Origin of the sequence: Pantoea sp. K16, from assembly GCF_048452805.1 — a bacterium.
GTDB lineage: Bacteria > Pseudomonadota > Gammaproteobacteria > Enterobacterales > Enterobacteriaceae > Pantoea > Pantoea agglomerans.
The window spans coordinates 116389-140023 of record NZ_JBLWNV010000007.1; the positions used below are offsets into that span (position 1 = coordinate 116389).

The 23635-nt window shown below is 55.2% G+C and carries 25 protein-coding genes and 1 tRNA gene; 15 read left to right on the top strand and 11 right to left on the bottom strand.

Translation table 11 applies throughout. The features are described from left to right. Both ACK13D_RS11310 and ACK13D_RS11315 read right to left on the bottom strand, forming a co-directional pair. A complete protein-coding gene (locus ACK13D_RS11310) occupies positions 1-2565 on the bottom strand; it encodes a fimbria/pilus outer membrane usher protein (RefSeq protein ID WP_418796378.1) in 2565 nt (854 codons plus the stop codon). Continuing rightward, on the bottom strand, positions 2562-3269 hold the full coding sequence (locus tag ACK13D_RS11315; RefSeq protein ID WP_163851305.1) for a fimbria/pilus periplasmic chaperone: 708 nt from the start codon (positions 3267-3269) through the stop codon (positions 2562-2564). The genes ACK13D_RS11310 and ACK13D_RS11315 overlap by 4 nt, the downstream gene beginning before the upstream one ends. Before the next feature lie 1070 nt (positions 3270-4339). Between ACK13D_RS11315 and ACK13D_RS11320 the strand changes: the two genes are divergently transcribed. From ACK13D_RS11320 to ACK13D_RS11335, 4 genes are all read left to right on the top strand, one after another. Then, positions 4340-4660 carry a hypothetical protein gene (locus ACK13D_RS11320; protein ID WP_418796380.1) on the top strand — a complete coding sequence of 107 codons (321 nt, stop codon included), beginning with the start codon at positions 4340-4342 and terminating at the stop codon, positions 4658-4660. A gap of 126 nt (positions 4661-4786) precedes the next feature. Beyond that, a complete protein-coding gene (locus ACK13D_RS11325; RefSeq protein ID WP_418796382.1) occupies positions 4787-5380 on the top strand; it encodes a helix-turn-helix transcriptional regulator in 594 nt (197 codons plus the stop codon). Positions 5381-5462: 82 nt separating this feature from the next. Then, positions 5463-5672: a hypothetical protein gene (locus ACK13D_RS11330; protein WP_198426205.1), complete on the top strand. Its 210-nt coding sequence runs from the start codon at positions 5463-5465 to the stop codon at positions 5670-5672. 123 nt (positions 5673-5795) lie between these two features. After that, positions 5796-6524 (top strand): class I SAM-dependent methyltransferase, encoded by a 729-nt coding sequence (locus tag ACK13D_RS11335; RefSeq protein WP_418796384.1) that lies wholly within the window; start codon positions 5796-5798, stop codon positions 6522-6524. Positions 6525-7014: 490 nt separating this feature from the next. Here the strand turns inward: ACK13D_RS11335 and ACK13D_RS11340 are convergent. Both ACK13D_RS11340 and ACK13D_RS11345 read right to left on the bottom strand, forming a co-directional pair. After that, a tRNA-Arg gene (locus tag ACK13D_RS11340) sits at positions 7015-7091 on the bottom strand. A 94-nt stretch (positions 7092-7185) separates the two neighbouring features. After that, on the bottom strand, positions 7186-7689 hold the full coding sequence (locus tag ACK13D_RS11345; protein ID WP_060679609.1) for a DUF1198 family protein: 504 nt from the start codon (positions 7687-7689) through the stop codon (positions 7186-7188). Between the two features lie 173 nt (positions 7690-7862). Here ACK13D_RS11345 and folD point away from each other — a divergent pair, with 173 nt between their 5' ends. Together folD and ybcJ are read left to right on the top strand one after the other, a co-directional pair. After that, positions 7863-8729 carry a bifunctional methylenetetrahydrofolate dehydrogenase/methenyltetrahydrofolate cyclohydrolase FolD gene (gene folD, locus ACK13D_RS11350; RefSeq protein WP_418796386.1) on the top strand — a complete coding sequence of 289 codons (867 nt, stop codon included), beginning with the start codon at positions 7863-7865 and terminating at the stop codon, positions 8727-8729. Next, positions 8730-8942, top strand: a complete 213-nt coding sequence (gene ybcJ, locus ACK13D_RS11355; protein ID WP_003849455.1) for a ribosome-associated protein YbcJ — start codon at positions 8730-8732, stop codon at positions 8940-8942. It begins immediately after the preceding gene. Between the two features lie 27 nt (positions 8943-8969). On the opposite strand, the gene ACK13D_RS11360 is transcribed toward ybcJ, so the two are convergent. Next, positions 8970-10076, bottom strand: a complete 1107-nt coding sequence (locus tag ACK13D_RS11360; protein WP_207091535.1) for an AAA family ATPase — start codon at positions 10074-10076, stop codon at positions 8970-8972. A gap of 33 nt (positions 10077-10109) precedes the next feature. Next, positions 10110-11495: a cysteine--tRNA ligase gene (gene cysS, locus ACK13D_RS11365; protein WP_346553042.1), complete on the bottom strand. Its 1386-nt coding sequence runs from the start codon at positions 11493-11495 to the stop codon at positions 10110-10112. Between the two features lie 212 nt (positions 11496-11707). On the opposite strand from cysS, the gene ppiB reads away from it, so the two are divergent. From ppiB to purK, 4 genes are all read left to right on the top strand, one after another. Next, positions 11708-12202 carry a peptidylprolyl isomerase B gene (ppiB, locus tag ACK13D_RS11370; protein ID WP_010259052.1) on the top strand — a complete coding sequence of 165 codons (495 nt, stop codon included), beginning with the start codon at positions 11708-11710 and terminating at the stop codon, positions 12200-12202. Further along, a complete protein-coding gene (gene lpxH, locus ACK13D_RS11375) occupies positions 12202-12918 on the top strand; it encodes a UDP-2,3-diacylglucosamine diphosphatase (protein WP_418796389.1) in 717 nt (238 codons plus the stop codon). Before ppiB ends, lpxH begins: the two co-directional genes overlap by 1 nt. 131 nt (positions 12919-13049) lie before the next feature. Then, positions 13050-13556 (top strand): 5-(carboxyamino)imidazole ribonucleotide mutase, encoded by a 507-nt coding sequence (gene purE / locus ACK13D_RS11380; protein WP_010259054.1) that lies wholly within the window; start codon positions 13050-13052, stop codon positions 13554-13556. Then, positions 13553-14617, top strand: coding sequence for a 5-(carboxyamino)imidazole ribonucleotide synthase (gene purK / locus ACK13D_RS11385; RefSeq protein ID WP_418796391.1), 1065 nt, complete (start codon positions 13553-13555; stop codon positions 14615-14617). The genes purE and purK overlap by 4 nt, the downstream gene beginning before the upstream one ends. A 256-nt stretch (positions 14618-14873) precedes the next feature. On the opposite strand, the gene ybbP is transcribed toward purK, so the two are convergent. Continuing rightward, entirely contained in the window at positions 14874-17291 is a 2418-nt protein-coding gene (gene ybbP, locus ACK13D_RS11390; RefSeq protein ID WP_418796393.1) for a putative ABC transporter permease subunit YbbP, read from the bottom strand. After that, the gene (gene ybbA, locus ACK13D_RS11395; RefSeq protein ID WP_010259059.1) at positions 17288-17974 is read right to left on the bottom strand and encodes a putative ABC transporter ATP-binding protein YbbA; all 687 of its coding nucleotides are present in this window, start codon (positions 17972-17974) and stop codon (positions 17288-17290) included. Before ybbA ends, ybbP begins: the two co-directional genes overlap by 4 nt. Here ybbA and tesA point away from each other — a divergent pair. After that, on the top strand, positions 17942-18568 hold the full coding sequence (tesA, locus tag ACK13D_RS11400; RefSeq protein WP_010671236.1) for a multifunctional acyl-CoA thioesterase I/protease I/lysophospholipase L1: 627 nt from the start codon (positions 17942-17944) through the stop codon (positions 18566-18568). The genes ybbA and tesA overlap by 33 nt on opposite strands. A gap of 339 nt (positions 18569-18907) precedes the next feature. On the opposite strand, the gene ACK13D_RS11405 is transcribed toward tesA, so the two are convergent. Beyond that, positions 18908-19093, bottom strand: a complete 186-nt coding sequence (locus tag ACK13D_RS11405; protein ID WP_135980156.1) for a hypothetical protein — start codon at positions 19091-19093, stop codon at positions 18908-18910. After that, positions 19056-19700 (bottom strand): hypothetical protein, encoded by a 645-nt coding sequence (locus ACK13D_RS11410; protein ID WP_033779638.1) that lies wholly within the window; start codon positions 19698-19700, stop codon positions 19056-19058. Before ACK13D_RS11410 ends, ACK13D_RS11405 begins: the two co-directional genes overlap by 38 nt. A 359-nt stretch (positions 19701-20059) precedes the next feature. Here ACK13D_RS11410 and ACK13D_RS11415 point away from each other — a divergent pair, with 359 nt between their 5' ends. From ACK13D_RS11415 to ACK13D_RS11430, 4 genes are all read left to right on the top strand, one after another. Beyond that, positions 20060-20833, top strand: coding sequence for an SDR family oxidoreductase (locus ACK13D_RS11415; protein WP_022626095.1), 774 nt, complete (start codon positions 20060-20062; stop codon positions 20831-20833). A 79-nt stretch (positions 20834-20912) separates the two neighbouring features. Further along, positions 20913-21770, top strand: a complete 858-nt coding sequence (locus ACK13D_RS11420) for a thioredoxin family protein (protein ID WP_022626096.1) — start codon at positions 20913-20915, stop codon at positions 21768-21770. Between the two features lie 58 nt (positions 21771-21828). Continuing rightward, on the top strand, positions 21829-22743 hold the full coding sequence (locus ACK13D_RS11425) for an SPFH domain-containing protein (protein WP_010259065.1): 915 nt from the start codon (positions 21829-21831) through the stop codon (positions 22741-22743). Next, positions 22743-23189 carry an NfeD family protein gene (locus tag ACK13D_RS11430; RefSeq protein ID WP_418796396.1) on the top strand — a complete coding sequence of 149 codons (447 nt, stop codon included), beginning with the start codon at positions 22743-22745 and terminating at the stop codon, positions 23187-23189. Before ACK13D_RS11425 ends, ACK13D_RS11430 begins: the two co-directional genes overlap by 1 nt. On the opposite strand, the gene cueR is transcribed toward ACK13D_RS11430, so the two are convergent. Beyond that, complete coding sequence (gene cueR / locus ACK13D_RS11435) at positions 23177-23581, bottom strand: Cu(I)-responsive transcriptional regulator (RefSeq protein ID WP_418796398.1); 405 nt, start codon at positions 23579-23581, stop codon at positions 23177-23179. The genes ACK13D_RS11430 and cueR overlap by 13 nt on opposite strands. Positions 23582-23635: the final 54 nt, after the last annotated feature.

Genomic DNA, 23635 nt, shown 5'->3' on the forward strand with positions numbered 1-23635 from the left:
TCACAGGCACTGTCCGTTCAGGCTGTATACTCCGGCCGCCTCTTTCTCTTCCGGCAGCCGGTAGCTCACCCGGCACTCGCCGCCGCTCCATTTCGCGACCAGCACGCCCTTCTGCGGTAATCCGGTCAGGTAGACCTGTCCTTCTGCGCCGACAATACCGGCGTTGCCTTCCTGCGATTCCAGGGTCACCAGCGAACCGAACGGCACCCCTTTACCACCAGCCCGCGACAGCGTCATCAGCGCCCGCCCGCCGGTACGTGCCTTAAACTTCGCGGCGACCACTGCACCTTCCGTCGGTACCACTCTGACGTCGGTCTGATTGATTTCCACATCCCCCGACAGGCCCAGTGGGTCAAGGCTGACGGTGTTCTCCTGGTACGGCGTCACCCAGCTCTGAGTGGCATATCCGCGCCGATCGGTGCTGATACCGCTACCGCCACCAATCACGTTAACCCCTGCAGCACCCGGTGCGGCCACCAGGGCGACGGTCTCACCCATCGTCTGACCCGGCGTGATGCCACCGGAATGAACCAGCACACCCCCTGAAACATCAATCCCTCGCTGAGTCGCGTTCGGCGCATAAGAGTAGTTGCCGCCGATTTGCCCCCATGCACCATCCCAGTTCAGGTTTGCGGCGCTGCTGTTGCTGTCCTTATCCTGTCCCGGTACATAACGCTGATTGACGCCCCAGTTCAGCCGGCGATCAAAGGCCGCGCCGCGCAGACCGGCCTGATGACTCTCCCGCCCGGAAGAAGAAGAGCTCATCTGGTAATTCGCCCAGGTATTACTGCCCGGCAGGCTGTCCAGCGGAATACTCAGCCACAGGCTGGTGATTCGGTTTTTCGTCTGGTGGCCGGTGTCATCGGTACTGCGGCTTTCATTCCAGTTCAGCGATACCGTGGCACCACCGCCGATGCTTACGCCGTAGCTGGCGCCAAAATTGTTATCACTGCCCGACCGGCTGCGAAAATCCCGTCGTGAAGCACTCAGATTCAGGCTTCCCCAGTCACCCAGCGACTGGCTGAGTGTCATCGCCGTTTCTGTCTTCATGCGTTCACGGTTTCGGTTCCGCCAGTCACCCATCTCCCGCGCGCTGCGCCAGGTATCCAGGACCTCGCTCAGAGTGTTATAGCCCGAAGAAGCGTACTGATAGCTGGTCATGGTCAGGGTGGTGTTGGTTGCCACCACATCCTTGCTGTAGCGCACTCGCCAGGCTGCGCCATTTTCAGCATCATTATTCTTTCGCTGCGCCTGCGAGCCGATGACGTCAACGGATACCGCTCCAAAATCCCCCGCTGACAGGCCGAGGCCTAGCGCACCAGACTGAAAGTGCTTTGCCGTCTGTGCACCGGTATAAGCTGTCAGATTCCACGGCAGGCCGTACATCACAGTGGCCTGTGCCACGGGCGTCCTGTTCACGCCGCTTTCGGCGGGACGATAGTGTCCCGTCATCACGTTGTAACTGACGTACCCCTCTTTCAGAGAAATTGCGGGCGTCTGAAACGGCACGTTAAACACCTGCGGCTTGCCGTCGGTTTCCCATACGGTGACCTCGAAGTCTCCGCCCGATGTCCCGGAGGCTGAGAGATCGGTCAGTGCAAATGGCCCGGCTGCCACTGTGCCGTTATACAACGTGTAACCATTCTGTTTGACCTCAACCCGCGCCTGGGTTCGGGCAACACCACGAATCACCGGGGCAAAGGCGCGCTGGTTATAGGGCACCATGGAATCATCGGAACCCAGCATCACGCCGCGAAACGGCACGCCATCAAACACCATCCCCGGCGTGGAACGATCACCCAATGTCAGGCGGCTTTTCAGGTCATACAGTCCGCGCTCTGCATAGATGTAAAGCGTCTCCCACTTGCCATCCGTCTCACCCTGCTTTTGCCAGTTGCTCTGGCTGCGCAGTCGCCAGGCCCCGATATTCAGTCCGGGGTTAAGCTGCACATAAGATGACTCGCTGTGCTGACTGCCATTACTTCCTGATGTGTAATCTGAACGGCTCGATGACGCCCGATAATTCATGCGGAAGGCGGTAATGCCGTCATCCCACAGCGGCCGGGCCGCTATTCCTTTAATTTCTGGCCGCAGGCTCGCCTGCGGGACATTAATCTGCAGCTTCTGGCTGGCAAACTGAAAGTCATAGTTCGCCTGCGGGATAATGCTGATATCCGCGCAGCCATTATTAGCGGCCAGACCAGGGTAATCTTCCGTTCTGACCCCATAACCGGACAGCTCGTCCACCGTCAGGCAGGGAAAAAGATACGGCTCACCCTTTGCATCTTTTTCAAGCGTGAATGCCACCTCCCGGCTATCCACCTCGCGTCCGCTGAGGAGGATATCAACCGGATAGGTGCCCGGTGGTTGCACGCCCTGGTTAAAGAGGCTGATATCAGCTTCATCTCCCCCACCGTCTATCATTGACGGATTGAAGGTCCAGGTCTGTGCCTTTACTGCCGATGTGCTGCAAGCGCAACTCACCACCAGGGCAAGCAGGCTCAGCGTGATGCCGGCACCGCTGGCTTTGCCCGGCTTCTGCTTTACGCGTACGGCCCTTTTCACCGTACTGCCGCCTCAACCGGACGACTGATGCCGCCGTAGTCGTTGATGTAGCTCCAGGTCACCTTGCCGCTGGCGCTCTCAGGCACGCTGTAGCTCTGGCTGCCGAACGGAGAGATGTAATCGGGCAGGTTTACTGCTTTGCCACCGACTTCCAGTGATTTAAGGTTGATGTAATAGGGTGTCGGGTTGCTGGCTTCCAGCTTGTTACCTTTGCGAACCCACTTCACCTGCGCGGCTGCATCTGCCAGCTTGCCTTTCACCGAAGCCGGACGGACCAGCACCTTGATGCACTGGCTCAGTTTGACTTTCACATCCAGTGAGGCACCTTTTTTCTTTTCAACTTCTTTACCTGCCCAGGCATCGCCCAACTCTGGCGGAATGCCGGTGGCACACATCCAGTAAAGTGTTTCGCGATCTTTGGCGGCAGCTTCACCGGTCATCACCAGGCGAAGGCGGCTCTGCTGTCCGGCATCAAGCCGGAACAACGGTGGCGTCACAACAAACGGTGCTGCCTTAACTCTGTCTTCCGTCACTACCCCGGTCTGAACCAGCATCGGGTATTTGTTGGGGTTACTGACCGCTATCGTGGCACCATTATTTGCCGGATTATAAATAACGCGGGTAGCACCGAGTTCAACTGAATAAGATTCGATGACAGTTTCATTATCACTACTTTTATCTTCAGCAAAGCCCGGGGCAGACATTAAAAATAAAACACCCGCACTATAAGCCATCAGAGAATTCTTCTTGAACATACAGCCTCTTTATTTATTCAGATTTAATGAGAGAGGCTTAACCAGTACATCCAGCAGTTTCGCCCAGGACCGTATTATCGCAATAAACATTCTTTTTCTTAAAGCAGTAAAATTGACTTGAGGCAACTTCAAATATTTCAGCCATGCCTTTTCAAAAAAGATAAGTCCAGCAGGACAAAAAACCGCACTAAGGTCAATTTAAAGATGTATAAGATGGATAAATTCGTCTATTTCAACTTTAAAAGCTGTCAAACACCAAAATGGCGGCACAAAAAACCACAAGACCGACAGGTGAGCTTAAGAACCTGTCAATCAATACAGAGATTGATACTTATTAGCTTAAGAGGGATATCTTCAGCGGCAGGCAGCCACTCCATTCATAATTACAGAATTTAAATGTTCTTATTTTGTTATTAAATAATTAGCTTTATGACCTCGTGATAGTTATCCCAGACGCTGGACGCAAGAACATCATCATATCTATATAGCGTGAACGGTAGTTCAGACCTTTTGTAGGAGGCTGGGATAGTCTAATGAGGAAGTGATTTTGATTGGGCAGACACATAAGGCAGGCGTTTTGATATTGTCACCGCGTCATAAACCAGACCGGCGGCTACTTTTTAAGCGCACTTTTCCGCGCGGCTGCTAACAATCATTCCCGGAAAGCTTTAGGGATAAGGAGTGCGAATATGTCACAGGTGCCCCCGAAAATCATGATTTCTGGCCAGCTGAGCTTCAGAACCAGAACCATCAATTAGCATAAAAACCTATTATTAAAAATAAAAAAGAGCAATAATCTATAGATATGGCAATATTAATTATATAACACCTACTTTAAGGTAACAATGTTAGGCTCTTTTCAGTTCAGCGATTCAGGCATGATTGCGGATCGCAGCAAGAATGGTTGCAGCCGGAATGCTTAACGATGAAGCATTCCGGCTGCAGGTTAACTGAGAGAGTGAGGGTATATGCCTAATCATGTATTTTTTGAAAACGATGCACTGATCCTTAAGTCCCGTGTGCTGCAGTTAAAAGGCAAAAATATTGTCGCCGCTCTGAGCAAGAATCAGACGCTCCTCATTTATTGCCTGGTAAACAAGATCAATGATCGTGACATGGTGATTAATTATATCTGGCCTGGCGAACCTACGGTTGGCAAGGAGAACTGTTATCATCAGCTCATCTATAAGACCCGCCGGGCGCTGAATAAAAATGGATTTCCATCAGACATTATTCTGACGCTTTCAGGATTTGGCGTTTGTATTCATCGTGACTATCTCGACAGAGTCAAAAAAAGCGCCACCCGGAATATTATTAACCATACCGGCGCGCTGGTATAACATCGTTCTTCGTCGCAGAGTCATATAGAGAACAAGTCATAACATTATAGCGGTAAGTTACTGCGATAAGTTTACGGCTGCTCTTTTCTCAGCAGATAACAATAGTATTGTGGCAGGAAAAAAATTGTGGCACGCACGATTGACGTTTTTATTTCAGACAAAGACACATACTTTGCTGAGGGTCTGGCAAGGTCGTTAATTAATCATCTGGAAGGCTATGGTTTCACGGTAACGTTCACTAACAACCTTAACATGATGGCTTTCGCAGATATTATTTTCCTGACAAAGGCGTGTATTTCTTCATTCCGCCCATCAGACTTTCACACCCTGGAAGGCTGTGTCTCTAAAAGCGTGCTTGTCACCTCGGATTATACGGTCACACCCGCATTCCTCAGCGTTAAGTGGGTGCTTTACCGCCGTACCGGTGTAAGCGATATGCTTTCTCTCGTTGATTACATTCTGGGCATCAGAAAAAATGATGTGTCGGATTACGCGCTTGGGGCCTGTTTTCGGCCATACCTGACCGGCCTGTCACCCCGACAACGGCAGGTTATGTGGCTTTACTCTCAGGGATTCAAACAGAAAAAAATTTCCTACATCCTGGGAATTGATGTCAGGACGGTGAGCAGCCATAAGCGAGCGCTAATGAAACAGTATCAGCTGACGTGTGATGCCGATCTACGTAACTGGCTGATCAGTAAACTGCTACTCAGCGCCTGATCAAGCGCTGTGAGGATAAACCACTCAATGGCGTCAGGTTCAGATGCCAGATTTCATTAACTCATCATGCAGGAGAATCAGTATGGACAGTGAATTTATCAGGGTGCTTAATCTGGATCCTTCGCATCGTTATGAACTGCTGAGACGCGAAAGCGAGCAGCGCAGAGGCCGTGATACAGACCTCTTTCATTACCGCGAATTTAATGAGCAGGGTGAAGAGATAGGTATATTTACCGTTGAAGATAGTATGAGCATCTATCCTCCTCAGCGAAGAACGATCCGCAGACTCTGACTTTTATCGAACAGGCTTAAGAGACCCGGGGCGTTCTGATCCGCCAGCTTTATATTGCTCATAATATTGCTCATATTTAAGCGCCTTACATTTGGGCGCTTTTCGTTCTTTCAGGAGTGACACATGACACAGAATATTTACGACAATCAGGCTTTTTTTGATGGTTATGCCCAGCTAGCCCGCTCTCAGTATGGTCTTAAGGCTGCGCCAGAATGGCCGGCAATCCAGAGGATGCTGCCCGACCTGTCTGGCAAGCAGGTTATCGACCTTGGGTGTGGTTATGGCTGGTTTTGCCGCCGTGCCCGTGAAGCCGGTGCCGCTGGGGTAGTTGGCATCGACCTGTCAGAAAAAATGCTGAGCCGGGCCAGGGAACTCACCAATGACAACGGTATCTGCTATCAACGTGGCGATCTTTCACAACTCACCTTACCGTCCCAAGCTTACGACCTGGTCTACAGCCAGTTAGCACTGCATTATCTTCCTGACATCGCGCCTTTGTTCACCACTCTCTATGAAGCGCTGCAACCGGGCGGCTGGCTGGTCTTTACGACCGAGCATCCCATCTATACCTCTCCGTTACGCCAGGGCTGGCTTACCGATGATGAAGGTCAGCGCTCATGGGCGGTCAACAATTATCAAAACGAAGGTAAACGGGTCAGTAACTGGCTCGCTGATGGGGTGGTCAAATATCATCGAACGCTGGGGACTACCCTGAATGCCCTGATGAGTGCGGGCTTCACTCTCCGTCAAGTCAATGAATGGGGACCGACAACAGAACAGATCGACGCAAACCCGGCCTTAGCCGAAGAAGCGGAACGACCAATGATGGTGCTGATTTCTGCGCAGCGATAAGCCTGTATCCCACTTTAATTGAGTAAGGTTGAAGGTCAGCCCGTTGGTTAAAAAGGAAGCCAGTTGATGATACCCATGGCTTTATATCATTAATAATAACGACTTCCTTTCATCACTCCTCTTGTGCATGGCAGCTTATTACTGACTGCAGCAGATGTTTCTGCTTAAGGTTTCCTCGCGTCAGCTGGGGAGTAGAAGAACAAACATTACACACTGCCAAGCTTATCAGTTATGACACCAGAGGAAGTCTTCTCACAGGGTGTGGTTAATGTGTTCAACAGCTCCACACATTATGGGGAGAGCTCCACACATAGCGTACAAGGCTCCACACATATCGATGATGGCCTGATACAGAATGACATTAAAAGGATGAAGTAAAGGGCTGTTTTATCACTCGCTTTTCCCTTGTTCTGCTGCACAATGATTAACTTTGGAGCTTTTGTTTTTAAGGGATTACAGACTTCAGGAGAGATTATCAGAAGGGAGAATTTGGTACGCCCTACAGGATTCGAACCTGTGACCTACGGCTTAGAAGGCCGGTGCTCTATCCAACTGAGCTAAGGGCGCATGGAGATGGCACGGATTATACGTCGGGAAGCGGGTACGTCAACGTTTTTGCCGTTTCTCCGCAGCGAAGTGCTGCTGTAATGACCAATTGACGTCAGTGGCGCCTGCGCCATTCGCTGAGCGACACGAGTTTACTGTTGTCGGTAAATTCTCCTTCCAGCTCAATCCCTTGTGTTGTGAAACGCGCATTGTATTGCTCACGAAGTGCATGCAGCTCCTGGATGTCCGGTTCCAGCTGGCGCAGAAAGCCCAGCGCGAGCAGCAGCTGCTGGCGGCTAATAAGCGGTGGAAAACCGGCTCGACTGAGAATCGCATGCCAGCGCTGGCTGTTCTCCTCGCTGCCGTCAACAATGAACACCTGCCAGATCAGCAGTACCGCTGCGCCATTATGCAGGTGCGTTTCATTATCCTTGCTGAGATAGTCGGTAAACTCTTTCGCCGCCTCTTTCCCCATCATAGAGATCATTGATTCCACCTGTACCGGTGGCAGCTGCAGCCGTTTGCTGAGCCGCTGAGCGGCGTGGCGTGAGCCAGCGGTGAGCAGCTGAAATCCAGCGACAAACACCACCGCCAGAGTAGCAAGTATTATCCAAATCATTACATCGTCCCCGGATTGTCCTGCAGATATCATACGCATGCAGGCTGGCACTCGTCGCGACGAAAAAGCCGGAAAGCACATACGCGGCTGAAACTGTAACTGACAGCGCGCCGCGCTTCTGACAAAATAGTCCCCTTACCCGATTCAACACAACACAGTGGATTTCCTCTCTGATGGCAGCAAAAATTATTGACGGTAAAACGATTGCGCAGCAGGTGCGCGTTGAGGTTGCGGAAAAAGTGAAGCAGCGTCTGGCCGCCGGAAAACGCGCGCCGGGTCTGGCAGTGGTTCTGGTGGGTGAAAACCCGGCATCACAGATCTACGTGGCCAGCAAACGCCGTGCCTGTGAAGAGGTCGGTTTCCACTCCCGCTCTTACGATCTGCCTGCCACGACCCGCGAAGCTGAGCTGCTGGAGCTGATTGATGCGCTCAATCAGGACGACGAAATCGATGGCATCCTGGTGCAGCTGCCACTGCCAGCCGGCATTGATAATGTCAAAGTGCTGGAGCGCATCACGCCTGATAAAGATGTCGATGGATTCCACCCCTATAATGTCGGTCGCCTCTGTCAGCGTGCGCCAACCCTGCGTCCCTGCACGCCACGCGGTATCGTGACGCTGCTGGAGCGCTACAATATTGATACGTATGGCCTGAATGCCGTGGTGGTTGGCGCATCCAACATTGTTGGTCGTCCGATGAGTATGGAACTGCTGCTGGCGGGCTGCACCACGACCGTCACTCATCGCTTTACCAAAGATCTGCGCCATCACGTTGAGCATGCCGATCTACTGGTCGTTGCAGTGGGTAAGCCAGGGTTTATTCCGGGTGAATGGATCAAACCGGGCGCCATCGTCATCGACGTGGGCATTAACCGGCTGGAGAGTGGCAAAGTCGTGGGCGATGTTGATTTTGACAATGCATCCGAGCGCGCCTCCTACATTACCCCGGTGCCGGGCGGTGTTGGTCCGATGACAGTAGCTACACTGATTCAAAACACGCTGCAGGCGTGCGAAGAGTTTCATGATAAAGAGGTAGTATAAATGACAAGTTTTTCACTGGGTAAATTCCCGCACGTCGATCTGTGTGACCTGCTGAAACTGGAAGGATGGGTTCAGAGCGGCGCACAGGCGAAAGTCGTGATTGCCGAGGGTGAAGTGAAGGTCAACGGTGCGGTAGAAACCCGCAAGCGCTGCAAAATCGTAGCCGGTCAGACTGTAGAATTCGCGGGTTTCCGCATTACTGTGGTCGAGTGATTTCCGGGCGTCCCTGCGGGGACGCTGTTACACCCGCTCATCCCCCTTCACGCACGTCTCCCCTTCCCGCTGTTCCAGTACAATATGATTCACCGCCGTATGCTGCGCTATCAACGTCGCGAGCCGGGGTGAATGGCTGGTGATCCAGAGCTGACTGAACTCGCTGGCTTCGGCGATTAAGCGCGCCAGCGCAGGCAACAGATCTTCATGCAGGCTGTTTTCCGGCTCATTCAGTGCCATAAAGGCGGGCGGACGCGGGCTGAGCAGTGCGACAACCAGACAGAGAAACCGCAGCGTGCCATCAGAAAACTCGGCGCTCTCCAGCGGACGCAGAATGCCCTGACGCGACATCAGCATCTGGAAACGGCCATTCTGCACATCGACATCAAACTGGCTGTCGGGAAACGCCTGTTCCATCACCTCAGACAGGAGTTCGGAATGACCGCGCTCCACAATGGTCGCCCAGGCCGCCGCCAGATTGCTGCCATCATGGCTCAGCACCGGCGCACGCACGCCAATCTGCGGTACCCGTATCGGTGAGCCAGGCCAGACCGCAAACTCATGGTAAAAGCGCCACTGCTGCAGACGTTCGCGCAACTGCGAAAGCTCCGGATAGCGATGCGGTTCGCCAAGCTGACCAAACAGCGACTCTTCGGGATGCAGCACCGCCGGATAGGCGACGCGCTCGCCCTCAACGTTGTGCAGAAAGGCGGTCTGATTTTCGCGCTGCATAATACAGGCGGAAGGACGGCGCTGCTGACCGCTCAGCCAGAGTCGCTCCTGCTTCACCAGCGGATCGAGATTAAACAGGCTGGTCACCAGCGGCTCGGGAAAGCCAATCTCCAGCTGGTAATCCATGTCATCCATCACCACGGCCAGCTCCAGCCGCTTTGGATCGTGTCGGCGATCGCCCCGGCGTAAGCCGCCCGCCCACATCGCTTTCTGAATGCCGCCTTCTTCAGCCAGCGCCAGTGCCAGGCGACCGCTGGCCGCCTCATGCAGCAGCCGCACCGCTTTGTAGAGGTTGGATTTACCGCAGCCGTTGGGACCGCTCACCACATTCAGCTGCTGCAGCGACAGCGTCAGGTTACGTATCGAGCGGAAGCCGCGGATCTGAATCTGTTCAATCGCCATAATAAAAAAGGGCGATTGCTCGCCCTCTCCGGTTTATTTTCGACGCCAGCTGGAGCCCTGTGGCCCATCCTCGACGATGACACCCAGCGCATTAAGCTTGTCGCGCGCGATGTCCGCTTCCGCCCAGGCTTTGGCGGCGCGCGCATCGGCACGGGCTTTCACCCAGTGCTCAATCTCGGCAACCTCTTCGTCATTGACCTGCGCGCCGCTTTGCAGGAACAGCTCAGGATCCTGCTGCAGAATGCCCAGCACGTTGGCCATCTCGCGCAGCTTCGACGCCAGCCCGTGCGCTGAAGCGCCATCTTCACTTTTCAGGCGGTTCACTTCACGCGCCATATCGAACAGCACCGAATAGGCTTCCGGGGTGTTGAAATCATCATCCATCGCGCTGCGGAACCGCGCTTCAAACGCTTCGCCGCCGTGGGCAGGCACGCTGCTGTCGGTGTGACGCAGTGCCGTATAGAGACGCTCCAGCGCCGCACGCGCCTGATTCAGGTTATCTTCGCCGTAGTTAAGCTGGCTGCGATAGTGACCGGACATCAGGAAGTAACGCACCGTCTCCGCATCATAATGTTGCAGCACGTCACGCACGGTGAAGAAGTTACCGAGCGATTTGGACATCTTCTCGCGGTCAACCATCACCATACCGGAGTGCATCCAGTAGTTGACGTAAGGACCGTCATGGGCGCAGCTCGACTGAGCGATTTCGTTTTCATGGTGCGGGAACATCAGATCGGAGCCGCCGCCGTGGATATCGAAATGGGTGCCCAGCTGTTTGCAGTTCATTGCCGAGCACTCGATGTGCCAGCCGGGACGACCGTTGCCCCACGGCGATGACCAGGCTGGCTCATCCGCTTTGGACATTTTCCACAGCACGAAGTCCATCGGGTTGCGCTTCACCTCGGCGACTTCAACGCGCGCGCCCGCCTGCAACTGCTCCAGATCCTGACGGGACAGCGCGCCGTAATCGGTGTCGCTGAGGACATCAAACATCACGTCGCCATTGTCCGCCACATAAGCGTGACCGCGAGCGATCAGTGTTTCCACCAGCTCGATAATCTCAGCGATGTGACGGGTAGCGCGCGGCTCCTCATCGGGCGGCAGAATCCCCAGCGCGGCGAAGTCGTTGTGCATCTCGCCAATCATGCGGTTAGTCAGGGTTTCGATGCTCTCGCCGTTTTCGTTGGCGCGCTTGATGATTTTGTCATCAATGTCGGTGATGTTACGTACATAATTAAGCTGATAACCGAGGTAACGCAGGTAGCGCGCCACCACGTCAAACGCCACGAACGTCCGCCCATGACCAATGTGACAGAGGTCATACACCGTGATGCCGCAAACATACATCCCGATTTTACCGGCATGAATGGGTTTGAATTCCTCTTTCTGTCGACTCAGGGTGTTATAAATCTTAAGCATTGAACGGTTCCGTTTTCGCGTGTGGTTGGCACTTTTAAGTATCCAGACATTGTGCCGTATTTTTATCGCTCGCGCGACGCAAAGCAAGCCAACTGCGCCGCGCTGCTGACGCGTCATTGGAAATTATGATATAAGAACGGTCGACAAAAAGGGGGACGCCCATCGACAGAGCGACCTCAGCAACTGATGACAACCTTTACAGGACGACAAAAATGGTAACTTTCCAGACGAACCATGGCGATATCGTAATCAAAACTTTCGATGATAAAGCGCCGGCAACCGTACAGAACTTCCTGGATTACTGCCGTGAAGGTTTTTACGACAACACCATTTTTCACCGCGTAATCAACGGCTTTATGATTCAGGGCGGCGGCTTCGAGCCGGGCATGAAGCAGAAAGAAACCAAAGCCGAAATTCAGAACGAAGCCAGCAATGGCCTGAAAAACACCAAAGGTACGCTGGCAATGGCACGTACCTCTGCGCCGCACTCTGCGACCGCACAGTTTTTCATCAACGTAGCTGACAACGACTTCCTGAACTTCCGTGACGAAAGCGTTCAGGGCTGGGGCTACTGCGTGTTCGCTGAAGTGGTTGAAGGTATGGATGTGGTCGAGAAGATCAAAGCGGTCTCTACCGGCCGCAGCGGCATGCACCAGGATGTGCCAAAAGACGACGTCGTTATCCAGAAAGTGACCGTCAGCGAGTAATGTCGAGCACGCTGTTTATCGCAGATCTCCATCTGTGTCAGGAAGAACCGGCGATTACCGCCGGTTTTCTGCATTTTTTACAGCGCGAAGCGCCCCACTGCGACGCGCTCTATATTCTCGGCGATCTGTTTGAAGCCTGGATTGGCGACGACGATCCCAATCCGCTGCATCAGCAGGTTGCCCGCGCCCTGCGCGCCCTGCCGGTTCCGGTTTACTTTATCCATGGCAATCGCGACTTCCTGATTGGCCGACGCTTCGCGCAGGCCTGCGGCATGACGCTGCTGCCGGAAGAGCAGGTGCTGACGCTCTACGGCCATCGGTTGCTGATCATGCATGGCGATACGCTCTGTACCGACGATGCGGGTTACCTGCGTTTTCGGGCCAAAGTGCATAATCCCTGGATCCAGCGGCTGTTTCTCGCGTTGCCGTTGTGGATACGTAAACGCATTGCCGCCCGGATGCGCGCCGACAGTAAACAGGCCAACCAGCATAAATCCCAGACCATCATGGATGTGAATCAGGAAGCGGTCGTCGCCACTATGCTGCGCCAGCAGGTGCCACTGTTAATCCACGGTCACACTCATCGCCCGGCGATTCATACGCTGAGCCTGCCGGGTGAAACGGCGCAACGCGCGGTGCTGGGTGCCTGGCACAGCCGGGGTTCCATGATCCAGCTCGACGCCAGTGGCATTCAGCTTATCCATTTCGACTTTTAATCTGCGGTTAAATCCACGACCTTAAGCCCGACGCAACCGTTTTCCTTGCGTGCTTCTCATGCTATTCTCGGTGCCCTTCAAAACCTGTCCGCCCGGCCAGGTCTGTTTGTTCATTCACAGGAGTTGACCCCATGTCATCCAACGCCCCGGCCCGCATCGCCATTGTTATGGGTTCCAGAAGTGACTGGGCCACCATGCAGTTCGCCGCTGAAATCCTCTCCAGCCTGGACGTCCCTTTTGATGTTGAAGTGGTCTCTGCGCACCGCACCCCGGATAAACTGTTCAGCTTCGCCGAAACGGCAGCCGACAAGGGTCTTCAGGTGATTATTGCTGGCGCAGGTGGCGCGGCACATCTGCCGGGTATGCTGGCGGCAAAAACGCTGGTGCCGGTGCTGGGTGTGCCGGTGCAGAGCGCGGCACTGAGCGGCGTCGATAGCCTCTATTCGATTGTGCAGATGCCGCGCGGTATTCCGGTCGGTACGCTGGCGATTGGCAAGGCGGGCGCAGCCAATGCCGCGCTGCTGGCGGCGCAGATTCTGGCGCTGCATGACAGTGCGCTGGCGTTACGCCTGACCACCTGGCGTCAGAGCCAGACCGATGAGGTGCTGAACCATCCCGATCCGCGGGTGGATGCATGAAGCCGGTTTGCGTACTGGGCAACGGCCAGTTAGGTCGTATGCTGCGTCAGGCGGGTGAACCCCTGGGCATCGCGGTGTATCCGGTGGGCCTGGATGCCGATCCCACCGCGCTCCCTATCGCCGACAGCGTGATCACCGCCGAAATCGAACGCTGGCCGGAGACGGCGCTGACGCGTGAACTGGCCAGCCATCCAGCCTTTGTTAATCGCGATATCTTTCCGCGTCTGGCGGATCGTCTGACGCAGAAACAGCTGCTGGATCAGCTGGGACTGGCCACCGCGCCGTGGCAGTTGCTGGCGGACAAAAGCGAATGGCCAGCGGTGTTCGACTCGCTGGGCGAGTTAGCGATTGTGAAAAGCCGCACCGGCGGTTACGACGGCCGGGGTCAGTGGCGTCTGCGTGCCGATGAGACTCACACCCTGCCGGAGGCGTGCTACGGCGAATGCATCGTTGAGCAGGGCATCAACTTTTCCGGTGAAGTCTCACTGGTGGGGGCGCGCGGTCACGATGGCCAGGTGGTGTTCTATCCGCTGACGCATAACCTGCATCAGGATGGCATTCTGCGCACCAGCGTTGCGCTGCCGCAGGCGGATCAGGCACAGCAGCAGCAGGCTGAAGCGATGCTGAGCGCGATCATGCAGGAACTGAACTACGTCGGCGTAATGGCGATGGAGTGTTTCGTTACGCCAGACGGATTGCTGATCAATGAGCTGGCGCCGCGCGTCCATAACAGTGGGCACTGGACGCAGAACGGTGCGTCGATCAGCCAGTTTGAGCTGCATCTGCGCGCCATTCTTGGTCTGGCATTACCACAGCCGGTGGTGTTTGCGCCGTCGGCGATGGTCAATCTGATCGGCACTGACGTGAATCTCAGCTGGCTGCAGCAGCCGCTGGTGCATCTGCACTGGTATGACAAAGAGGTGCGTCCGGGTCGTAAAGTGGGCCATCTGAATCTGACCGACAGCGATGCAGAACGGCTAAAAGCGGCACTGAATTCGCTGGTGCCTCAGCTCCCGGAAGGGTACGCCAGCGGCATCGCCTGGGCGGTTGAAAAACTGTAATCCCCGCACCTGAGTCTGATGATGGCTTTACCAGGCAGCTTAGAGCGATTGAGCAGTCGCCTTTAAGTCAGAGGGAGACGCCGGTAACGGGAAACGATCGCAAAGACGCAAAAACGGCATCCCTGCCAGCTCGGCACGCGCCATCCCTGGCGCGTGACGCTTTGCTCTTCGTTTCCCGTTACCCGCTTGCTGGTGATGGGTGCGATCTGGATGAAGGTCAAAGGCGGGCTTAGTGCAGCCTTATGCCTACACTCCCTTACGCCGCATCAAACTTCCTGAACAGCGCCTTCCCTTTCAGTAATCGGATCCCCAGCCAGCCACCGCACAGCGATAACAGCAGCGCGCCACACAACGGCAGCGCCAGCCACAGGGTCCAGTCAGGCTGCCACGGGAAATCGAAAATCTTTGTCTGTAATCCCCATAACGCCGCTTCTGCCCCCATCGCGGCCGCCACGCCGGAGACCACGCCAAGCAGCGCAAACTCACACCACAGCGTCGTGCGCAGCAGGCGTTTACCGGCACCCAGCGTGCGATAGACCACCAGCTCCTGACGCCGCTGGCGCATACCGACCTGAATCTGCGCCAATAGTAGTAACACACCACAGGCGGTCACCAGCACCACCATGATCTCCAGCGCCTGGCTGACCTGCGCCAGCACCTGGCCGATCTGCCGCATTATGCTGCCGATATCCAGCAGACTCAGCGCCGGAAAAGCACGGTTAAGCTGCGCCAGCAGAACAGGATTCGCCTCCATGCGGAAGCTGGTGAGCCAGGTCTGCGGCTGGCTGTCGAGCGCGCCCGGCGGGAAGATAAAGAAGAAGTTCGGCTTCAGGCTTTCCCAGTCCACTTTACGCAAGCTGGTAATGCGCGCGCTGAAGGTCTGCGTATCGCCATCGAACGTCAGGGTATCACCGAGCTTCAGCCCCAGCCGATCCGCCAGCTCCACTTCCATCGACACTTCACCCGCTTTGGGTGGCCAGTTGCCTGCCACCAGCGGATTATGATCCGGGCGATCGGCCAGTTCCGTCAGGTTGAGTTCACGGTTCAGGGCATTATCCAGCTTCGGATCGGCCGGTTTACCGTTGAGTTCACTGAGCCGTACCCGCGCAATCGGGTAAAAGGTCCCGGGCGTGATCTGATGCGACTGCAGGAAATCACGCACCTGCGGCACCTGATCTGCCGTCATGTTCAGCAGAAAGAAGTTCGGGCTATCCGCCGGTAACTGCTGCTGCCAGCGATCCAGCAGATCGCCACGCATTACCAGCAGCAGCGCCAGCAACATGAACGACAGCGAAAAGGCCGCAAGCTGGCTCAGCGTCATGCCGGGCTGGCGCAGCAGCCGGTTGATCGCCAGTCGTAACGCCAGGTTGCGCACTACCAGCCGACGCAGCAGCAGCAGGGTTCCCCAGCCGAGTAGTGCCAGCAATCCCGCCAGCACTACCACACCCACCAGCAGCGCCCAGAGCATTTTACTGCCGCCAACCAGCAGCGCTAACAGCGTCACCACGACAGCAATCATCACCGGAATATAGATTTTCAGCGGCCAGAGATTGGCTACCGCATCGCGCCGCAGCACCCGCAGCGGCTGGGTCGCCAGCAGCAGACGATAAGGGCGCAGACCCACCAGCAGCGAAATCACAAACAGCGATCCCACCGCCCAGATCCACGGCCAGACGCTCGCCGCCGGTAAGCTGGCAGGCAGCACGGGTTTCAGCATCGCCATCAGGATCGCTTCCACGCCCTGCCCCACCAGGCCACCGGCAATCGCCGCCAGCAGCAGAACCGCCAGCCACTGACCGATGATCAGCCGCTGCAACGCGCCGTGCGTCGCACCCAGGGTTTTCAGCACCGCCACCAGATCGTAGCGGCTGCGGCAATAGTGGCTCATGGCGACCGCCACGGCCGCAATCGCCAGCATCAGCGTCAGCAAGGCCGAGAGCAGCAGGAACTGCTGTGCCCGCTGCATCGAACGGCCCAGTGCATCTTCCGAGTTCTCCACGCTGATCCAGCGCTGGTCCGCCTTCAGCTGCGGTTCAATCCAGCGGTCATAGCTGGCCAGCTGATCGGGATTACCGGTAAACTTATAGCGCCAGGTGATGCGGCTGCCTGGCTGAATCGCACCGGTTTTGGCGGCATCCGCCAGATTGATCATCAGACGCGGCGCCATCTCAAACGGGTTAAAGCCGCCATCCGGCTCCTGGATCACCTCGCCGCTGATGCGCAGCTGGGTGTCACCCACTTCCAGCGTGTCGCCCACTTTCAGGTTCAGCAGCGCCATCAGGCGCGGTGCCGCCAGCGCGGTACCCGCCTGCGGCCTCAGCCCCGGTGGCTGCGTCTGCAGCGTGCCAAACATCGGGTAGCGATCATCCACCGCTTTTACTGAGGCAAGCTGCGGTGACTGATCGGCAAAGGTCATGGTCATAAAGGTCAGCTGACGGCTCACCGTCAGACCGGTTTCAGCCGCTTTTGCCAGCCAGGCTTCTGGCGCTGCATCACTGCTGCGCAGCGTACGGTCGCCGGCCATAAAATCACGGCTCTGCTGATTCAGCCCTTTTTCCATGCGATCACTGATCGACCCCAGCGCCAGCACGCAGGCGACCGCCAGCGTCAGGGCCAGCCAGACAATCAGCAGCGAGGGCGAACGCCACTCGCGCCAGAACCAGCGCCAGATCATTGCTCCTCCCACAATTTACCGTCGCGCAGCCGCAGGCGACGATCGCAGCGCGCCGCCAGTTGCTCGTCATGCGTCACCAGAATCAGCGTGGTGGCGAAATCGCGGTTAAGGGAAAACAGCAGATCGGCGATGCGGTCACCGGTTTTACGATCGAGATTGCCGGTCGGTTCATCGGCAAACAGCAGACCAGGACGGCCACTGAAGGCGCGGGCCAGCGCCACGCGCTGCTGCTCGCCGCCTGAAAGCTGGGCGGGCAGATGATGCAGACGTTCACCCAGTCCGAGCAGCGTCAGAAGCTCTCTCGCCTGTTCACGGCTCTGACGGTCGCTGTCGCCGCGCAGCAGCGAAGGCAGCTGCACATTCTCCTGGGCATTCAGGGTTGGCACCAGCATAAATGACTGGAATACAAAGCCGACCTGCCGGGCACGCAGGGCCGCACGCTGCTCTTCGTTCATCTGGTGCAGTGGCTGCCCCAGCAGATGGACTTCGCCGCTGCTGCCATCGTCCAGCCCGGCCAGAATTCCGAGCAGGGTTGACTTGCCGGAACCGGATTCGCCAATCAGCGCAATGGTCTCAGCTGGTTTGACAACCAACTCAACTCCGGTAAGGATGGTTAACTGATGCTCTCCCTGACCGACGGACTTAGTAAGATGATGAACTTCAACAATGTTTTCCGCTGGCATTATCCCTTCCTGTTATTGATTCTTCTGCTGGTGTCGCGTCTTGCTGCTGCAGATACGCTGATGGTGCTGGGCGACAGCCTGAGTGCGGGCTATCGCATGTCTGCCACTGCGGCCTGGCCCAGCCTGCTCGATAAGCAGTGGCAGCAAAAACCTAAAGTGATCAACGCCAGTATCAGCGGTGATACGGCTGCACAGGGGCTGGCGCGCCTGCCCGCACTATTAAAACAGCATCAGCCGCAATGGGTGTTAATCGAATTGGGCGGTAACGATGGTTTGCGCGGTTTCCCGCCCGACGCTATCGCGCAGAATCTGAGTAAAGTTATCGACGATGTTAAAGCCGCCAATGCGAAGCCGCTACTGATGCAGATTCGTCTGCCTGCCAACTATGGCCGCCGCTACACCGAAGCGTTCAGCGGCATCTATCCCGGATTAGCGCAGCAGCATAACATTCCTCTGGTGCCCTTTTTCATGGAGCAGGTTTATCTGAAACCCGAGTGGATGCAGCAGGATGGCATTCATCCTAATCCTGATGCCCAGCCTTTTATCGCCCAGTTAATGGCGAAAGACCTGGCCCCCTTAGTTAAGCAGCCGTAGCGCGCCGGGATGCGCAAAAAGGGTAAAGAAATGCAAAAGCACTTTGCCGCATATAATAAATGATTTAAATCAATAATTTAATATTGGTTTTTTTGTTATTGGCGGCAAAGTGGTGACAGCGGCTTTACATGTGCCGCGCTGTGAAGATGATCTATATAGGGTTATCAAGTGTGATGACCGCGCTTTTGTGTGGCGCAGCGGGCGTCTGTGGCGTTCTGGTGGCAGGTTAGTACAAAACGATCTCACCATTAAATAAAACATTGAGCCAGAACTACTCAACTCAATTATTAGTAGCTGCAAAATTATGAATAGCTGCAAAATCACAGCAGCAATTCAGGTTCAGCCACCTCTGATTTTCGCCGCTCCGTATGAAATCACATAGCCAACTATTAATGCTCCGATACACCCGGTAAGTTTCAGCCATGTGCTTTCAAACCAGAAAAAAGAACCCATAGCAAAAATCACAGACAAAAAGGTAATGGTTCCTTCAATTGCGTGGGACATTAACGATTTTACAAATTTCATCTTGTATTCCTTTACAATTAATAGGATGTCCTTCGATGAACACAAGGTAAGGCTCTAATTGTCGTTCAACGAGGAAATAAACCATATCTAAATTCTCTTTTGAGACCCTGGCGTGCGTAGCCGGATATTTGTTTTTCATCCTTCTTGACGCTCTTGCTGACTCTTCAATTATCCCCTGTAACATCACCACGTTTAGAGAGGCTGAAGCACTGAATCGGATGAAATGCCTGTATGCCTCGTCAATAGCCAACCGACGCAACATCATACTTGCTGTTGTCTGTGCCAATGTAATTTGCCCGGCTGTTCGTCCTGCAATGCTTCCAGCGCCGTACCCCAATTTATTGTTAACAGCCTCCTTTCCTTCATCATCAAGCTTTTGATAAAACCAGGTGAAAACAAGAGTAATTAGTCTGCGTAAAGGTGACTCAGCATTACCCAGGCTTTTGAGCATATAGAAAAAACGCTCCGTCTCAGCCTGATTTCTTTGTTTAGCACTTTGCCCTGCGAGTCCGCTCCCCTCCCAACTTCTGACCATACCCATGTAAGCTGTATTTGGTATGGAAGATATCCCATCGAGAATTCCCAGTGCAGCCTGTTTAATGTCCATATATCATCCCTGCGGTCCTGAATCTGTACGAATAATAACTAAAGTTCATGAGTGCTTCCAGACGATTTCTTCAGTTTACCCGCCAGCCAGAATTTCCTCCTGTGCCACGCCAGATCTGTCATTTCGCCAGATGATGCAAGCAAAACCAGTAACATCAAAATGGCAGAGACTTTATGCCCGGTCTGGGTCTGATCATTATTAAGATGTTATCGTAATAACTCATTTTTCACGGCAGACTCCTGGTAAATCAGGAGGAAGATAAAAGAGAAACGTGAAATGCTGACTCATTGCAATCAGGTATACATTCAGAAGAAATAACAGCTTATTAAAAAAACATGAGATTCGAAGGGGATGAATTTATGCAAAAAACCATTCTGATTACAGGTTGTTCGAGCGGTATTGGCCTGGTTGCCGCTCACGATTTACTGGCGCGGGGCTACCGGGTGATCGCCGCCTGCCGTAAAGCAGAGGATGTCGCCCGCATGGAAACACTGGGCTTTACCGGGCTGCAACTGGATCTCGACGATCCGCAAAGTGTGGATCAGGCCGCCGACACAGTGCTCGCGCTCTGCGATAACCGTCTGACAGCGCTGTTTAACAATGCCGGATTTGGTCTCTATGGCCCGCTGCACACCCTCTCCCGCCAGCAGCTGGAACAGCAGTTTTCCAGCAACTTTTTCGGCGTCCATCAGCTGACACTGCGTCTGTTGCCGGCGTTGCAGGCCAGCGGCGATGGCCGCATTATTAATACCAGCTCGGTGCTGGGGCTGATCTCCACACCAGGCCGGGGCGCCTATGCCGCCAGTAAATATGCACTGGAAGCCTGGAGCGATGCGCTGCGGCTTGAAGTGCGCAGCCGCGGCATCCGGGTCAGCCTGATTGAACCGGGTCCGATTCAGACCCGCTTTACCGACAATGTGACGCAGGGCGAACAGCATAACCCGGTGCGTAACCCCGGCATCGCGGCACGTTTTACTCTGCCACCAGAAGCCATTCTGCCTAAACTTCGTCATGCACTCGAGAGTAAACATCCGCGTTTACGCTATCCGGTGACACTGGTCGCACACATAATGAGCCTGCTGAAACGGTTACTGCCCGGCTGGATGCTGGATCGCATTTTGCGCAGCCATTAATCAGCCATGCGCAATAGCGCTTGAAGCCGGGCCAGTTGGCCCCATATTCTTAGAACACTTTTTGCAAAGAGACTTATCCATGTCACCACAAGCTTCTATCATCGACATCAACGAATCTAACCTGCAGCAGACCCTTGAGCAGTCGATGCAGCTGCCGGTGCTGTTCTACTTCTGGTCTGAGCGCAGCCAGCACTGTCAGGAGCTGACGCCCGTGCTGGAGCGCCTGGCGCAGGAGTACGCGGGTCAGTTTATTCTCGCAAAACTGGATTGCGACAAAGAGCAAAGGGTGGCGTCGCAGTTTGGTCTGCGTTCAATCCCGACCGTCTATCTGTTCCAGGATGGTCAGCCGGTTGATGGCTTCCAGGGACCGCAGCCGGAAGAAGCGATCCGCGCCCTGCTGGAAAAAGTCCTGCCGCGCGAAGAAGAGCTGAAAGCGCAGCAGGCGATGGCGCTGATGCAGGAAGGTAAACCGCTGGAGGCGCTGCCGTTGTTAAAAGATGCGTGGCAGCTGAGCAATCAGTCCAGCGAGATCGGTTTCCTGCTGGCTGACGTACTGATTACCCTGAACCGCAGCGATGAAGCGGAAGCGGTGCTGAAAGTGGTGCCATTGCAGGATCAGGATACCCGCTATCAGAGCCTGATGGCGCAGATCGATCTGCTGAAACAGGCAGCGGATACGCCGGAGATTCAGCAGCTGCAATCCCAGCTGGAGGCTGACCCGACTAACGCCGGGCTGGCTGCTAAACTCTCGTTACAGCTCCATCAGGTGGGTCGTAATGAAGAAGCACTGGAACTGCTGTTCAGCTTCCTGAAATCCGACCTCAATGCCGCTGATGGCCAGGCGCGTAAAATGCTGCAGGAGATTCTGGCGGCGCTGGGTACCGGCGATGCACTTGCCGCGCGTTATCGCCGTCAGCTCTATTCCCTGCTCTACTAAGCGGCAGCACCCCGGGCCGAAGCGACTCGGCCCGTTAATCTGACAACGCGGAGGTTGTATGATAACTGTAATTCCTGCCCTGATTATTCTGGCGCTGGTGGCGGTCTGGGCCACCGTCAAGATCGTGCCACAAGGTTTTCAATGGACGGTTGAGCGCTTTGGCCGTTATACCCGCACCCTGCAGCCAGGATTAAGCCTGGTGGTGCCGTTCATGGATCGTGTCGGTCGTAAGATCAACATGATGGAACAGGTACTCGATATTCCCTCGCAGGAGATCATCTCTAAAGACAATGCCAACGTCACCATTGATGCGGTCTGCTTTATTCAGGTCGTTGATCCCGCGCGTGCCGCGTATGAAGTCAGCAATCTTGAGCAGGCGATTCTTAACCTCACCATGACCAATATGCGTACCGTGCTTGGCAGCATGGAGCTGGACGAAATGCTGTCACAGCGCGACAGCATAAACACCCGCCTGCTGCATATCGTGGATGAAGCGACCAATCCGTGGGGCGTCAAGATCACCCGCATCGAGATCCGCGATGTGCGTCCGCCGCAGGAGCTGATTGGCGCGATGAATGCGCAGATGAAAGCGGAGCGAACTAAACGCGCCGATATTCTGACAGCCGAAGGGGTGCGACAGGCGGCGATCCTGCGCGCTGAAGGTGATAAGCAGTCGCAAATCCTCAAAGCAGAAGGTGAACGGACCTCGGCGTTCCTGCAGGCAGAAGCGCGCGAACGTCAGGCTGAAGCGGAAGCTAACGCCACTAAGATGGTCTCGGAAGCGATCGCATCAGGTGATATTCAGGCCATCAACTACTTTGTGGCGCAGAAATATACCGATGCGCTGCAAAAAATCGGTGAAGCTAATAACAGCAAAGTGGTGATGATGCCGCTGGAGGCGAGCAGTCTGCTGGGTTCGATTGCAGGCATCGGTGAACTGCTGAAGGAATCACGCACTGAGTCGAAACGCTGATGCTGGTCGATATTATCGCGCATCCGCACTGGTTCTGGCTGACGCTGGGTGGGTTACTGCTGGCGGCTGAGATGCTGGGCACCAGCGGTTACCTGCTCTGGAGCGGGCTGGCGGCGGTCATCGTCGGCCTCATTGAGTGGTTTGTGCCGGTAAGCTGGACGGCGCAGGGCTCTCTGTTTGCTGCGATGACGCTGGTCTGCGTCTTTTTGTGGTATCGCTGGATGCGCCACCGTGAAGCGCGTCAGAAACCCAATGCCCTGAACCAGCGCGGCAGTCAGATGATCGGGTTGCAGCTGACGCTGGATACCGCGCTGCATAACCGCACCGGCCATGTGCGGATCGGGGACAGCAGTTGGCGGGTTGAGGCGGAGCAGGATCTGCCTGCGGGCACAGCAGTGGTCGTAAACGGCATTGAGGGGATTACGCTACGTATTCAGCCACGCTGACCGCAACACCCGGCAAGATTGTTGATAATCGGACATTCGGCGCTGTCATCGCCGGGACAGGCCTCTGCCAGCGCCAGCAGGCGAGCGCGCATGGCGTGTAGTTCTTCAATATGCGCCGCAATTTCATCCGCTTTCTGCAGAGTACGGGCTTTTACATCGGCACTGTGGCGCGACGGATTGTTAAACAGCGCCACCAGCTCACGACACTCATCCAGCGTGAAGCCAACCTGTCGCGCCTGACGTAACAGGTTCAGCTCCTCAAGATGGTGTCCGTTGTAGCTGCGGTAGCCATTTTCACTGCGCAACGGCGGCGTCACCACCCCCTTCTCTTCGTAAAAACGTATCGCCTTGCTGGTCAGTCCGGTCTTTTTTGCCACATCGCTGATGTTCATTTTCGTCCCCTTGACCTTCCCCTTGATGGAAGGTTTATGCTTAAGCATGAATCG

Excerpts from the sequence above, each read along its gene's own strand:
- purE (WP_010259054.1), top strand. The coding sequence starts at position 13,050 with ATGTCATCCAACGCCCCGGCCCGCATCGCCATTGTTATGGGTTCCAGA.
- ACK13D_RS11335 (WP_418796384.1), top strand. The coding sequence starts at position 5,796 with ATGACACAGAATATTTACGACAATCAGGCTTTTTTTGATGGTTATGCC.
- cueR (WP_418796398.1), bottom strand. The coding sequence starts at position 23,581 with ATGAACATCAGCGATGTGGCAAAAAAGACCGGACTGACCAGCAAGGCG.
- ACK13D_RS11315 (WP_163851305.1), bottom strand. The coding sequence starts at position 3,269 with ATGTCTGCCCCGGGCTTTGCTGAAGATAAAAGTAGTGATAATGAAACT.
- ACK13D_RS11415 (WP_022626095.1), top strand. The coding sequence starts at position 20,060 with ATGCAAAAAACCATTCTGATTACAGGTTGTTCGAGCGGTATTGGCCTG.
- ybbA (WP_010259059.1), bottom strand. The coding sequence starts at position 17,974 with ATGCCAGCGGAAAACATTGTTGAAGTTCATCATCTTACTAAGTCCGTC.
- ACK13D_RS11425 (WP_010259065.1), top strand. The coding sequence starts at position 21,829 with ATGATAACTGTAATTCCTGCCCTGATTATTCTGGCGCTGGTGGCGGTC.
- ACK13D_RS11410 (WP_033779638.1), bottom strand. The coding sequence starts at position 19,700 with ATGGACATTAAACAGGCTGCACTGGGAATTCTCGATGGGATATCTTCC.
- ACK13D_RS11430 (WP_418796396.1), top strand. The coding sequence starts at position 22,743 with ATGCTGGTCGATATTATCGCGCATCCGCACTGGTTCTGGCTGACGCTG.
- purK (WP_418796391.1), top strand. The coding sequence starts at position 13,553 with ATGAAGCCGGTTTGCGTACTGGGCAACGGCCAGTTAGGTCGTATGCTG.
- ACK13D_RS11405 (WP_135980156.1), bottom strand. The coding sequence starts at position 19,093 with ATGAAATTTGTAAAATCGTTAATGTCCCACGCAATTGAAGGAACCATT.
- ACK13D_RS11330 (WP_198426205.1), top strand. The coding sequence starts at position 5,463 with ATGGACAGTGAATTTATCAGGGTGCTTAATCTGGATCCTTCGCATCGT.
- ACK13D_RS11360 (WP_207091535.1), bottom strand. The coding sequence starts at position 10,076 with ATGGCGATTGAACAGATTCAGATCCGCGGCTTCCGCTCGATACGTAAC.
- tesA (WP_010671236.1), top strand. The coding sequence starts at position 17,942 with ATGATGAACTTCAACAATGTTTTCCGCTGGCATTATCCCTTCCTGTTA.
- cysS (WP_346553042.1), bottom strand. The coding sequence starts at position 11,495 with ATGCTTAAGATTTATAACACCCTGAGTCGACAGAAAGAGGAATTCAAA.
- ybcJ (WP_003849455.1), top strand. The coding sequence starts at position 8,730 with ATGACAAGTTTTTCACTGGGTAAATTCCCGCACGTCGATCTGTGTGAC.
- folD (WP_418796386.1), top strand. The coding sequence starts at position 7,863 with ATGGCAGCAAAAATTATTGACGGTAAAACGATTGCGCAGCAGGTGCGC.
- lpxH (WP_418796389.1), top strand. The coding sequence starts at position 12,202 with ATGTCGAGCACGCTGTTTATCGCAGATCTCCATCTGTGTCAGGAAGAA.
- ppiB (WP_010259052.1), top strand. The coding sequence starts at position 11,708 with ATGGTAACTTTCCAGACGAACCATGGCGATATCGTAATCAAAACTTTC.
- ACK13D_RS11420 (WP_022626096.1), top strand. The coding sequence starts at position 20,913 with ATGTCACCACAAGCTTCTATCATCGACATCAACGAATCTAACCTGCAG.
- ACK13D_RS11345 (WP_060679609.1), bottom strand. The coding sequence starts at position 7,689 with ATGATTTGGATAATACTTGCTACTCTGGCGGTGGTGTTTGTCGCTGGA.
- ybbP (WP_418796393.1), bottom strand. The coding sequence starts at position 17,291 with ATGATCTGGCGCTGGTTCTGGCGCGAGTGGCGTTCGCCCTCGCTGCTG.